This window comes from uncultured Cocleimonas sp., from assembly GCF_947495625.1.
In the GTDB taxonomy this organism is placed as follows: domain Bacteria; phylum Pseudomonadota; class Gammaproteobacteria; order Thiotrichales; family Thiotrichaceae; genus Cocleimonas.
In genome coordinates, this window is record NZ_CANLZW010000004.1 from 51250 (window position 1) to 63208 (window position 11959).

The 11959-nt window shown below is 37.9% G+C and carries 13 protein-coding genes; 6 read left to right on the forward strand and 7 right to left on the reverse strand.

What is annotated here, in order from left to right; translation table 11 throughout:
* Window positions 1-236 precede the first annotated feature (236 nt).
* Window positions 237-1535 carry a pyridoxal phosphate-dependent aminotransferase gene (locus tag Q1A31_RS03395; RefSeq protein WP_299872366.1) on the forward strand — a complete coding sequence of 433 codons (1299 nt, stop codon included), beginning with the start codon at window positions 237-239 and terminating at the stop codon, window positions 1533-1535.
* A 118-nt stretch (window positions 1536-1653) separates the two neighbouring features.
* On the opposite strand, the gene Q1A31_RS03400 is transcribed toward Q1A31_RS03395, so the two are convergent.
* The 5 genes from Q1A31_RS03400 to rfbC all read right to left on the reverse strand — a co-directional run bounded on the left by Q1A31_RS03400 (window position 1654) and on the right by rfbC (window position 5475).
* Window positions 1654-2124 carry a flavodoxin family protein gene (locus Q1A31_RS03400; protein WP_299872368.1) on the reverse strand — a complete coding sequence of 157 codons (471 nt, stop codon included), beginning with the start codon at window positions 2122-2124 and terminating at the stop codon, window positions 1654-1656.
* A 90-nt stretch (window positions 2125-2214) separates the two neighbouring features.
* Window positions 2215-2622, reverse strand: coding sequence for a universal stress protein (locus Q1A31_RS03405; RefSeq protein WP_299872371.1), 408 nt, complete (start codon window positions 2620-2622; stop codon window positions 2215-2217).
* Between the two features lie 277 nt (window positions 2623-2899).
* Window positions 2900-3970, reverse strand: coding sequence for a dTDP-glucose 4,6-dehydratase (rfbB, locus tag Q1A31_RS03410; RefSeq protein ID WP_299872374.1), 1071 nt, complete (start codon window positions 3968-3970; stop codon window positions 2900-2902).
* A 48-nt stretch (window positions 3971-4018) separates the two neighbouring features.
* Complete coding sequence (gene rfbD / locus Q1A31_RS03415; protein ID WP_299872377.1) at window positions 4019-4888, reverse strand: dTDP-4-dehydrorhamnose reductase; 870 nt, start codon at window positions 4886-4888, stop codon at window positions 4019-4021.
* Between the two features lie 38 nt (window positions 4889-4926).
* Window positions 4927-5475 carry a dTDP-4-dehydrorhamnose 3,5-epimerase gene (gene rfbC / locus Q1A31_RS03420; protein WP_299872380.1) on the reverse strand — a complete coding sequence of 183 codons (549 nt, stop codon included), beginning with the start codon at window positions 5473-5475 and terminating at the stop codon, window positions 4927-4929.
* 122 nt (window positions 5476-5597) lie between these two features.
* On the opposite strand from rfbC, the gene Q1A31_RS03425 reads away from it, so the two are divergent.
* The 4 genes from Q1A31_RS03425 (at window position 5598) to Q1A31_RS03440 (ending at window position 9776) form a co-directional block, all read left to right on the forward strand.
* A complete protein-coding gene (locus tag Q1A31_RS03425; protein WP_299872383.1) occupies window positions 5598-6725 on the forward strand; it encodes a S1C family serine protease in 1128 nt (375 codons plus the stop codon).
* A gap of 199 nt (window positions 6726-6924) precedes the next feature.
* Window positions 6925-7230, forward strand: a complete 306-nt coding sequence (locus tag Q1A31_RS03430; protein ID WP_299872386.1) for a zinc ribbon domain-containing protein — start codon at window positions 6925-6927, stop codon at window positions 7228-7230.
* A gap of 184 nt (window positions 7231-7414) precedes the next feature.
* Window positions 7415-7951, forward strand: a complete 537-nt coding sequence (locus tag Q1A31_RS03435; RefSeq protein ID WP_299872389.1) for a DUF502 domain-containing protein — start codon at window positions 7415-7417, stop codon at window positions 7949-7951.
* 43 nt (window positions 7952-7994) lie between these two features.
* Entirely contained in the window at window positions 7995-9776 is a 1782-nt protein-coding gene (locus Q1A31_RS03440; RefSeq protein WP_299872392.1) for a DEAD/DEAH box helicase, read from the forward strand.
* A gap of 66 nt (window positions 9777-9842) precedes the next feature.
* Here the strand turns inward: Q1A31_RS03440 and Q1A31_RS03445 are convergent, their stop codons facing one another.
* Together Q1A31_RS03445 and Q1A31_RS03450 are read right to left on the reverse strand one after the other, a co-directional pair.
* The gene (locus Q1A31_RS03445) at window positions 9843-10469 is read right to left on the reverse strand and encodes a DUF4124 domain-containing protein (protein ID WP_299872396.1); all 627 of its coding nucleotides are present in this window, start codon (window positions 10467-10469) and stop codon (window positions 9843-9845) included.
* A gap of 24 nt (window positions 10470-10493) precedes the next feature.
* Window positions 10494-11108: a DUF4124 domain-containing protein gene (locus Q1A31_RS03450; protein ID WP_299872399.1), complete on the reverse strand. Its 615-nt coding sequence runs from the start codon at window positions 11106-11108 to the stop codon at window positions 10494-10496.
* A 159-nt stretch (window positions 11109-11267) separates the two neighbouring features.
* Between Q1A31_RS03450 and pyrE the strand changes: the two genes are divergently transcribed.
* Window positions 11268-11915 (forward strand): orotate phosphoribosyltransferase, encoded by a 648-nt coding sequence (pyrE, locus tag Q1A31_RS03455; protein WP_299872402.1) that lies wholly within the window; start codon window positions 11268-11270, stop codon window positions 11913-11915.
* Window positions 11916-11959 lie beyond the last annotated feature (44 nt).

An 11959-nucleotide genomic window follows, 5' to 3' on the forward strand; every position in this document is an offset into this window, starting at 1 on the left:
ATTTCTATGATTCTTTTTTTAAGTTCTGTTTTGGGTTTTATTTTAATTATTTACGGTCAATTCTGGATAATTGTAACCAAGGTTAAACGAATACACGCTGAACAGAATCATCGTAACTGTTTGATTCTCAGACATATCCCAAAATAGACAGCAACTACCGACTAAAACTAATCAACAGCAGTTGAGAATTTGCTATGATCTTCATCCTATTTATTAACTTCCCAAACTAAACTATCGTGCGACAGAATCTATTACGCGCTGACAGCGCTCTTTTAAGTTATCCCATTCGTGAAGTTGTCATTATCGGGAAACAACTCGAAAAACTCGGAGATTTTTCCATGATCTGGGAAAATATCGGAGACCCTGTAGCTGCCGGCGAACCCGTACCTGCCTGGATGCACGATGTGATTCAGGAACAAGTCGCTACCGATAGAAGCTTTGCCTACACCGAAACCAAAGGCGCTTTGGCCGCTCGCGAATACGTGCTGGAACACTTCTCTGATAAAAAGAAATGCACCGTCGAAGATATTCTATTTTTTAATGGCTTGGGTGAAGCGATTAATAAGGTGATGAACAATCTACCCAAAGAAACACGCGTACTGGTGCCCTCACCCACTTACCCATCGCACGCTACTGCAGAATCTATGCATGCCGGTTGTGCCTTTCTCAGCTATTCGCTGGACCCTGAAAATAATTGGGAACCTGATGTCGAAGAAATAGAAAATAAGGTTAAATATAATGACAATGTCGTTGGTATTCTGGTAATTAATCCAAACAATCCAACAGGCAGTGTTTACAAACGTGAAACACTGGAAAAAATTGTCGCGATTGCCAAAAAATACGATTGTTTTCTGATCTTTGATGAAATCTATCATCACATGATATTTGATGGCGTTAAAACCACGCTTTTACATGAAATCGTTCAGGATGTTCCTGGCATAAGCATGAAAGGAATCAGTAAAGACATTCCCTGGCCCGGTTCTCGCTGTGGCTGGATTGAAGTCTATAACGCTGAAAAAGATATAAATTTCAAAGGCTTTATCGAAATTATACTGCTTACCAAAATGCTTGAAGTTTGCTCAACCACCTTACCGCAAATTGTTTTACCGCATTTATATGAACACCCCGAGTATGAGTGTTATTTGCAAGGCCGCATCCGAAAATATGAAGAGCGTGCCAATGAAGCCTGTGAGTTTTTCAGCCACATTCCGCATGTTCGCGTAAATAAGCCCAAAGGTGTTTTCTACTTAGTGGTGGAGCTACTAAATTTACCGCGAAACACACTGGATTCAGTAAATAAGCAAGTTCGATTGTTTCTTGATGATCTTGAACAGACGCCTGAAAGCCTTTCTAAAAATACAGATTTTCAATTTGCTTATGAGCTTATGGGTTCAGAAGGTATCTGCGTAGTGCCATTAACAGGCTTTAGTTCTGATAGAAATGGTTTCCGCATGACCCTGCTTCAGGAAAACGATGAGATTTTTACTAAAACATTAGAAAAAATAGGTCGAGCGATTAATATTTATTACTCTTAGAAAATAACATTAGAATGTCACCCCCACACTTTAAGGCACTTTTTATCTCATTTATAAAAAAAACGCCTAAAAGTGGGGAGGTGACTTAATTTATAATTCAAATCTTAAAACACAGATACTAAAATATACCAGCATCCAGACCTGCCGCCATCGTCATTCCCAGTTCTTCTACCTCTTGTAAAAACGAAGATTGGTAATCCCCTTGCAGAATTACAGTTTGATGAACAGCTTTCCAGCGTAATCCTGTAATGATTTTTTCCATAGCCTGTTTTGTGCCCGAACCATCTATGCCTGCCCGGATAAAAATACTGTAAGGAAGCGCTTCGGTATGTTCCAGACAAGGGTAATAAATACGATCAAAAAAATCTTTCATCGCACCACTCATATAGCCGAAATTTTCGGTGGTTCCTAATAGAATGGCGTCGCAGTCAAGAACATCATCTGCAGTGGTTTTTAGAGGTTGAGTGAGTTTTACTTGAACGGAATCAAAGTCGGGATGTGATGCTCCGCGTAAAGCAGCTTCGGCTAATAACTGAGTATTAGCCGAAGGCATATGTGCAACAATCAATAGTTTCTTTTTGGCGGTCATTTGCCAACATTATGCGGACTTAACCTAAATCTGTAAACTATGCTTCTCTTACTCGCATATCTTCAGAGTAAGTAAACCCAGAATAAAATTCTAACGTTCTACTAATACTGGACATTGTGCATGACGAACCACTTTCGCCGCAGTCGAGCCAAGTAAGTAATCTTTAAGACCCGGGCGATGTGAATTTATAATGATTAGGCCTGCTTCGTTTTCTTCTGCAGACTCAATAATGTTTGCGTAAGAACCGCCTTTACGCACTTCTATTTCAGCTTTAACACCTGCTTTATCAGCAATCGCTTGTAGGTCTGCTTTAGCCGAAGCAATGTGATCAACTTCGATATCATCCGGTAGTTCAATCAATGCATATGCAGGAATATCATCTAGCACGTGCAATAAAGTAATTTTGCCATTACTTAGAAGTTTTTCTGCTTTTTGTAAAGATTCTATAGTTTGCTGATCATGGGCAAAATCTGCGGGAACTAGAATATTGTCGTACATGGTTTAACTCCTAAAAAATATTAAATATATGTATCAAATACGATTCCTCATCTCTCAATGAGTTTGTATGTCTTATTAATAGCTTACTTTAGAGTAACTTGCTTCTAAACTCGTAATATTAGCGACTTATATCAATTAATATTTATAGAATAATATCTGTTTTGGGTTAATTTAAAACACATGTGGTTTAGTTAGATAACAAAAACCCCCTAAAAGTAGGGGGGTGTCATTTTATAATAATTTACTTACTTAACTAGCTTACAGATGTTAGCTAGGCTCAGCTAACAAGCAAAGGTCTCCACCATTCTTCATTATCAAGATACCAGTCAATGGTTTTTTGAATTCCGGTTTCAAACGTTTCATCAGGCTCATAGCCCAGTTCTTTCTTGAACTTGCTGGCATCAATTGCATAACGCCAGTCATGCCCTGCTCTATCTTCTACAAAGGTAATTAAATCGGCTGATTTTTTACCATTTGCCGGAGCTGCTTCCGGGTATCGTTTTGCCAGTTCAGGATTCTCGGCAAAACGTTTATCCATCGATTCACAAAGCAGATGAATAATATCCATATTATTCCACTCATTGTTACCACCGATATTGTAGATATCGCCAACTTTATCGCTGGCTAAGATGAGATCAATTCCTTTTGCATGATCGTCTACGTACAACCAGTCACGTACGTTCTTGCCAGTACCATATACCGGTAAGTTTTTATTACGCAGAATATTAGTCAAAAATAGTGGAATCAATTTTTCAGGGTATTGATAAGGGCCATAGTTATTTGAACAGTTTGTAGTACTGACATTCAATCCAAAGGTATGGTGATATGCACGTACAATATGGTCTGATGACGCTTTACTCGCTGAATACGGAGAATTTGGCGCATATACATGCTCTTCAGTAAAACCTGGGGAATCATCGTCTAATTCGCCATACACTTCATCTGTGGATACATGATGAAAACGATGATTGGGTTTAGCCGTGTCTTCGTTCTCAATCCACACTCTACGTGCAGCTTTCAAGATATTGTGCGTACCGATGACATTGGTTTCAAGGAAGATATCAGGACCTGAGATAGAGCGATCCACATGACTTTCCGCAGCAAAGTTTACAATCGTATCCAGATCTTCTTCTACTAATAGTTTTTCAACCAAAGCCTGATCCGCAATACTGCCTTCTACAAATTTAAAATTAGGTTTGTCTTTTAAGGCATCTAAGCTAGGTTCATTACCTGCATAAGTAAGCGCATCCAATACGACCATATGATCTTCAGGATAATTTCTCATCCAGTAATAAACAAAGTTTGCACCAATAAAACCAGCGCCACCTGTGACTAATAATCTTCTCATTCTTATATTCTCTCTTTTAAGCCTTTTCTAGCACTTATCAACAAATAACTAATTAGCTTTTAACTCTTTCATCATATTGCGTAACGCTACCCGCCAATGATCACTCTTTAGCCGAAGCTCTTTCCATGTCACTGTTTTATCTAATACGCTGTAACAAGGTCGACTTGCTGGCGTTGGATAATCAGCTGTTGTAATGGGGTTGATAGTGATCTCTTTATCCAATAGACCTAGTGATACGCCCTCTTCCATAATGGCATAGGCAAAATCGTACCAACTAGCCACGCCGGCATCAGACCAATGGTGGAATCCTGTTGTGTCTAACTCTATTGCTTTCCATACCGCATTTGCTAAAGAGTTTGCCCAGGTAGGTGTACCTATTTGATCTGCAATAATGCCAAGCTCTTCTCTTTCTTGCATAAAGCGCAACATGGTTTTAACAAAGTTACTGCCATGGGATGAATACAACCAGGATGTTCTAATGATCAAAGCATCATCACCCAGTATTTCTGCAACCAGATTATCTCCATCGCGTTTGGTTTTGCCATAATAACCATCTGGATCGGTAACTGCATCAACCTTATAAGGTGAACAGGCTTTCCCATCAAAGACAAAGTCAGTTGAAATCTGTACGAGTTTTATATGATTATCTTTCGCTGCTTGCGCCAGATTTTTGGCACCCGTGGTATTGATTGCTATTGCTAGGTCGGTTTCTTCTTCTGCTTTATCGACAGCCGTGTAAGCAGCGGAATTAATAATCACATCAGGCTTTTGTTGCTGAATATATGCGTTCACCGCTTGAGCATCAGTGATGTCTAAAGCATCTTTATCCGTAGCTAAACATTCGAATCCATCAGGTAAACTTCTTTGTAATTCGAAACCTAATTGACCATCTGCTCCAGTAATCAGTACTTTTTTCATTTAAATAAGTCTCTAGTGATAGTTAGATGATGAAAAAATTAAGCAAAAGTTTCTGCATCAGCAAACCCTGGAGCAGCCGCATCTTTATCAGAAAGAATTGGTTCTTTTCCATCGACCAGTGGCCAAGCTATATTGAGCTGCTTATCATTCCACAAAAGGCTTCTTTCATGTTCTGGGGCATAATAATCGGTACATTTGTAGACAAATTCTGCCGTTTCGCTGATCACATAAAAGCCATGTGCGAACCCTGGTGGAACCCAAAGCATTTTTTTATTTTCTTCGGATAATTCAAGGCCGACTGACTCGCCAAATGTTGGAGAACTTTTGCGCATATCAACGGCAACATCATATACAGAACCTTGAACAACACGAACTAACTTACCTTGTGTTTGTTCTATTTGATAATGCAAACCACGTAGTATGCCTTGTGCTGATTTACTGTGATTGTCCTGAACAAAGTCATAATCAATGCCATTCTCTGCACTGGTCTTACGCTGCCAGGTTTCCATAAAAAAGCCACGATGATCGCCAAACACAGTCGGTTCAATCAAAATGACATCTGGAATATTTGTAGGGATAAATTTCATGGGTGCTTTATACTTGATATCTAAATTTTTGCAACTATCCTGAAAGAAAACAGTATAGAGTGTAATAAATAAGTTATATTCGTTTAAATCGTTGCTAAATATAAGTTTCAGGGGTGTATTAGATGACACAGAAATCAATTAAAACATCAAAAACCATCATTATTAGCTTTGCTTTGTTAGCTATTATAGCGCTATTTATTTCATCTATTGTCCCAAGCCTTAGTAACAACACTTTAGAAGCAGAGTCTATCCCTGCAAACATTGCTCGTAGAGCTGATTTAACTCCTGAAGAAAAAGGCACGATAGCCATATTCAGGCATAACAATCCCTCCGTGGTTTACATTTCTACGGTAAAACGAGTTATAAATGTCTGGACCCGAGATATTGCAGAAGTTCCCAGCGGCACCGGAACTGGTTTCTTGTGGGATAAAAAAGGACACATCATTACCAATTATCATGTTGTTGAGCAGAACAAGACGGCCAGAGTACGGTTAAATAATAAAAAAACTTATACCGCTCGTATTATTGGTCGATCAAAACGTCATGATATTGCCGTACTTAAATTAGAAGGCATTAAAGACCTGCCGCGACCCATCCAGCCAGGATCAAGCAAATCATTGATCGTAGGCCAAAAAGTATACGCTATTGGTAATCCCTTTGGACTCGACCATACACTCACCACCGGAATCATCTCAGCATTAGGCCGAACCATAAAAAATAGCACACTTAATATGGATGACTTGATTCAGACTGATGCAGCTATCAACCCGGGAAACTCAGGTGGGCCACTATTAGATAGCGCTGGACGATTAATTGGTATGAATGTCGCTATTTACAGTCCTTCAGGTGCCTCTGCAGGCATAGGTTTTGCTATTCCTGTAGACAAGGTAAACAGAGTGGTACCCAATCTGATAAAACATGGACGTTATATACGACCGCATGTTGGAATCACAGCTAACGACACTGCCAATAAACTTCTGATTAAAGAACTCGGCATTAAAGGTTTATTAATTCTGGAAGTAGAAAGAGATTCGCCAGCTGATAAAGCAGGTTTAATTGACTCTAAATTGGTTAATGGTGATCTGATATTGGGTGATGTTGTGCAAGCTGTTAATGGAAAAACAGTAGAAGATTTAAATGATTTTCTCGATATCATTGAACAACACCAAATCAATGATACGGTTATGCTAGAAGTATTACGACAAGGTAGAACCAAGCTAAAAATTCCTCTTCAATTGTTTATGCGATAACCTTTAGTTTAAAGATATATCAATGGTAATAATCACAAAATTATTTATTAATAGTTTTTTAATAATTTAATCATTTTTTATTCTTGTAAATAGTTATCTATATCCCCATATTTGTTAAGACTAAATCTTGTCTTTAATCGAGATAAAACCATTCATTAATTCAAATTAATATACTACTAAAAGTTTAGCGGAATCAGTTATGCCAATATACGAATACCAATGTCAGTCTTGTGGCAATGAGATAGAAGTTATCCAGAAAATCAGTGATCCACATATTACTGAATGCAGTGCTTGTGGTAAGTCAGATATGAAAAAGAAAGTTTCTGCTGCTGCATTTCGTCTAAGCGGCTCAGGCTGGTATGAAACTGATTTTAAATCTGGAAATAAAAAGAATTTAACTGAAGGCGATAAATCTTCTGCAGATAAAAAACCAGAAAAAGCTTCTACAGATAAGGTTTCTAAAGAAAAAGCTCCTGAAAAAAAGCCAGCTAAAACCGAAAAATAAATTTCGTTTAAAATGGTTTTAACTTTTAAAACCATTTAATTTACTTCCGCTTGGTAAAAACAACACATTAAGGACTTTAACTCACCCGATGCTCGGTAAACTTAGAAAATATATTATTACTGGGCTACTCATATGGATACCATTGGGGATAACCATTTTTGTGATCAAATTATTGGTCAACCTAATGGATAATACCATTGTGTTACTGCCACCAGCGTGGCGCCCAGAAGCATTATTTGGCTTTAATATACCTGGCCTTGGGATAGTCATTAGCGCGATGATTATTTTTATAACGGGCTTCTTCCTAACCAACTTAGCTGGCCGCAGAATAATTAACTTTTGGGAAAACCTATTAGATCGCATCCCTTTAGTAAGAAGCATTTACTCATCAGTCAAACAAGTTACTTCCACACTTCTTTCATCTGACAACAACACTTTCAATGAAGTACTTTTAATACAATATCCCAGGACAGGTGTTTGGACTATTTGTTTTAAAACAAATGACAGTCCAAAAATATTTAGTGATGCAACCGGACAGGACTTAATTACTGTATTTGTACCTACTACTCCTAACCCAACTTCTGGTTTTATTTTGTTCGTCCCTAAGGATGAAGTGAAGAAAATGGACATGGATGTTGAAGATGCATTAAAACTTGTTATGTCATTAGGCGTTGTTACACCTGAAAGAAATGCTAAAATAACTACACAAAGGTCAGAATAAGCATATACTGCGCGACCTTCTTCGAATTACTCCGTACTATATTATGTCAAACGAATCAAACATTAAGTTCTCAGACCTTGATCTGAATGAACTCGTCCTCAAATCGGTCGAAGAAGCCGGATACGAAGCCCCATCAGCCATACAAGCTGAAACCATCCCCCATTTACTGGAAGGAAAAGACCTAATTGGACAGGCGCAAACAGGAACAGGCAAGACTGCTGCTTTCTCTTTACCGTTATTAAGCCGACTAGATCTGAACTCTAAAGACACTCAAATTCTTGTACTTGCACCAACTCGCGAGCTTGCTATTCAAGTAGCTGAAGCAATGCAAAGTTATGCAAGACACCTCAAAGGTTTCCACGTAATGCCTATTTACGGTGGTCAAAGCATTGATATCCAATTACGACAATTAAGACGTGGTGTGCATGTTGTTGTTGGAACACCTGGTCGTGTTATGGATCATTTACGCCGTAAAACACTGAAATTAGGTAATTTAAAAGCACTAGTATTAGACGAAGCCGACGAAATGCTGCGCATGGGCTTTATCGATGATGTCGAAACTATTTTAAAAGAAACGCCAGATTCGCGTCAGACTGTTTTATTCTCAGCAACCATGCCGAGCGTTATAAAACGCATTACACAAAAATATTTAAACAATCCAATTGATATCAAGGTAAAAACAGAAACATCAACAGTTTCAACAATTACCCAGTATTACTGGTCAGGTAAAACATCTTTCAAATTAGATGCTTTAACCCGATATCTAGAAGCGGAAGAAACCGGTGGCATTATCATATTTGTTCGTACTAAAAATATGACCACTGAATTATCTGAAAAGTTATCAGCACGCGGTTATGCTTCGGTTCCTTTGAATGGCGACATTCAGCAGTCAATGCGTGAGAAAGTCATCAATCGTTTGAAGAAAGGCACTATCGATATCATCGTGGCTACCGATGTTGTTGCACGTGGTTTAGATGTTGAACGCATAACTCACGTTATCAATTACGATATGCCCGCAGATAATGAATCATACGTACACCGTATTGGTCGTACGGGACGCGCGGGACGTAAAGGTACTGCGATACTGTTTATTCCACCTAACGGTCGTCGACAGTTACAAGGCATCGAGCGTGCAACTGGACAAACAATCGAGCCTTTAGTACTTCCTTCTCCACAAGATATCAGTGAAGCTCGCATTAATCGTTTCAAAGAAATGGTCAATGAAACGGCAGAATCACAGAAACTAGACTTCTACGAAAAAATCATTGCTGATCTTGAAGAAGAAAATAAGCTAACACTTTCACAGATCGCAGCTACATTAGCGTTTCTAGTACAACAAGACCGTCCGTTATTAGTTACACCACAAAGTAAAATTCCTGATGGAAAATTAGGTGAAGGCCGTGACAGAAATGATCGTGGAGATCGTAACGACCGCAATGACCGTAACAGTAATCGTCGTGAAAAGGGCGATCGTACCCGTGAAAATCGCGAAAGATCACAAGGATCAAAACGTAAACGTGGTCCAACACAGGCAGGAATGGTTACTTACCGCCTGGATGTTGGTAAAAGCCATGGAACCGAGCCAAGACACATCGTAGGCGCTATTGCTAATGAAGCAGGTGTAGAAAGTCAGTATATTCAGAACATAGACATCAGTGGTGATTATTCAACTGTAGATCTTCCTGAAGGAATGCCTAAAGAGATTGAAAAACATCTACAAGGCGTGCGTGTAATGGGCCAAAAACTGCAATTACGTCAATTAACAGGTAAAGACAGTTCAGAGACTAAATCAGCTAAAGATGAGCCAAAGAAAGACTCGAAATAGTCTTTCTTAAAATCTTATTATAAATACTTAAAACGGGCAGTTACACAGAATTAGTTACAGTCTCGATTATTCAGAAGCTGATTTAACCATTAGCTTCTGAAATCTAGCTAAGGTTATTTCAAACTCACCCTTAACTTTATCTTTTTCAATCAGATTTTCAGTAATAGCCTGTTGGTATATTTTAAGATTATCAAGGACAACATCAATTTGCTTTTCTAAAGCTTGCTTATGCTTGATGTCCACCATTCTCTCGTGCTTTTGTTCTAATACTTCTAATTTGATGGATTGTTTTTTGTGTCTACCTTTTAACAAATCAATGGTGACTTGGGCAAGTTGCAATTTACTATCGTATGCTTTTATTAATTCTTTTTTAGAACTGAAAACAGAAAGTAATAAGTTATCTTCAGCCTCTTGAAATTCTTTAATTTTATTTTCTTTGTCGGCCTCTTGCTTTTTCAACGCTCGCAAATCTGCAAGTTCTTTTAATTGCCTTTTCTTTTTTGCAGAGATAACTTTTTCAGTTTCAATGCCTTGTTTGCTAATCACAACATGACCTAATTGAGATTTTGAAGCAGGCACACTATATGAGTAATGGGTTTTACCATTATCATCTGTCCAGCGGTAATATGCTGCTTCTACGGGTAAATATAAGCATAAAAACGCTATTAAATATTTGTGTTTAAAATTTCTCATTATTATTGTTTTTTAAAGAAAAACTTACTTAGTAAGCTCTATAAATCTTTCTAAATCTATCTTGTAATTAGCGCTTAATTTGGCGATTTGAGTTTCGTTTTCTTCTAATGCCTGCTTATATTGCACAATCGTTTTGTTAATATTGACAATTTTGCCCGATAATGAAAGTAAGGTATCTTTGTGTTTAACTGTCGATACTTTCTTTTCTAACTTAACAATTTTTTTGCTTAGCACATTATTTTGAGCTTCAAGGATTCTTGAATTGCCCTTCAGCATTTTAATTTTACTTTCAAAAGAATGTTTTATTTCATCTTCGTTTTCATAAGTCGCTAGCAGGTAATCATCTCTCTTATAAACAATGTCCATAGCTTCTTGTTTAATTCGTCTGATTTCTTCTTGTTTAGCTTTTTCATTAGCTGCTATTTCTTCCAACTCTTTTTCATTTTGAAGCGAAGAAGGATCGACAGTTTTAGTTACATCACCCGTTTTATTAAGTTCTGAATGGGATTTTTTAGATGCTGCTGCTGGCACTTTGTCTGAGAAATGGACATTGCCCGCGTCATCAACCCAGCGGTATAGACCCGCTTGTGCAGATAATGCAATTAATAGAACAGAACCTAGTACAACTATCTTTTTCATCTTTTTTCTTACCTTTTAACTTTCTAATGTTTATTTTAATTATATATAGACACTTTATCATAACCTTGAATTAATGAGATAAATTCCCGACGAACGAAACATTCGCTAAACAGTAAAGCTTCGCTATACTAACGTTTTATTACAGACTCTTTTACTATCATGAAAACATATCAACAAGAATTCCTTGAATTTGCTATTGCCAATGACGTCCTTAAATTCGGTGAATTCACACTTAAATCTGGTCGCTTAAGTCCTTATTTCTTTAACTTTGGTTTATTTCAAACGGGTTCTTCACTTGCAAAACTTGGTGATTATTATGCACAGGCTATAGTCGATTCAGGTGTTGAGTTTGATATGCTTTTTGGTCCGGCATATAAAGGTATTCCTCTGGTAGCGGTAGTCAGCGCAACGCTTTATGAAAAACACGGAATTGACCTTCCCTATGCTTATAACCGCAAAGAAGTAAAAGATCATGGCGAAGGCGGAGATATTGTTGGCGCACCTTTATCAGGAAAAGTGCTCATTGTTGATGATGTCATTAGTGCAGGAACAGCTTGTAGAGAAGCAGCTGATATTGTTGAAACCCATAACGCTGAACTAGCAGGAATCTGTATCTCATTGGACCGACAAGAGCGCGGCACCGGTGAATTATCTGCAGTACAGGAAGTTGAAAAGAGTTATGGCATCAAAGTAATCAATATTATTGGTTTGGATAATGTGATTCAGCATATACAGGAAAGCGCAGATGATGAGGCTTTATTAGAGAAAATAAGTAACTATCGAATTAAATATGGTGTTACGAAATAATTTGAATACAAGCAACGAGTAATCAGCTTTCTTATTAAGCATAA

What these genes read in the sequence shown, in the direction of transcription:
- rfbB (WP_299872374.1), bottom strand. Translation starts at nt 3,970, where the DNA reads ATGAGAAGATTATTAGTCACAGGTGGCGCTGGTTTTATTGGTGCAAAC.
- Q1A31_RS03445 (WP_299872396.1), bottom strand. Translation starts at nt 10,469, where the DNA reads ATGAGAAATTTTAAACACAAATATTTAATAGCGTTTTTATGCTTATAT.
- rfbC (WP_299872380.1), bottom strand. Translation starts at nt 5,475, where the DNA reads ATGAAATTTATCCCTACAAATATTCCAGATGTCATTTTGATTGAACCG.
- Q1A31_RS03430 (WP_299872386.1), top strand. Translation starts at nt 6,925, where the DNA reads ATGCCAATATACGAATACCAATGTCAGTCTTGTGGCAATGAGATAGAA.
- Q1A31_RS03405 (WP_299872371.1), bottom strand. Translation starts at nt 2,622, where the DNA reads ATGTACGACAATATTCTAGTTCCCGCAGATTTTGCCCATGATCAGCAA.
- Q1A31_RS03400 (WP_299872368.1), bottom strand. Translation starts at nt 2,124, where the DNA reads ATGACCGCCAAAAAGAAACTATTGATTGTTGCACATATGCCTTCGGCT.
- Q1A31_RS03425 (WP_299872383.1), top strand. Translation starts at nt 5,598, where the DNA reads ATGACACAGAAATCAATTAAAACATCAAAAACCATCATTATTAGCTTT.
- pyrE (WP_299872402.1), top strand. Translation starts at nt 11,268, where the DNA reads ATGAAAACATATCAACAAGAATTCCTTGAATTTGCTATTGCCAATGAC.
- Q1A31_RS03435 (WP_299872389.1), top strand. Translation starts at nt 7,415, where the DNA reads ATGGATAATACCATTGTGTTACTGCCACCAGCGTGGCGCCCAGAAGCA.
- Q1A31_RS03450 (WP_299872399.1), bottom strand. Translation starts at nt 11,108, where the DNA reads ATGAAAAAGATAGTTGTACTAGGTTCTGTTCTATTAATTGCATTATCT.
- Q1A31_RS03440 (WP_299872392.1), top strand. Translation starts at nt 7,995, where the DNA reads ATGTCAAACGAATCAAACATTAAGTTCTCAGACCTTGATCTGAATGAA.
- rfbD (WP_299872377.1), bottom strand. Translation starts at nt 4,888, where the DNA reads ATGAAAAAAGTACTGATTACTGGAGCAGATGGTCAATTAGGTTTCGAA.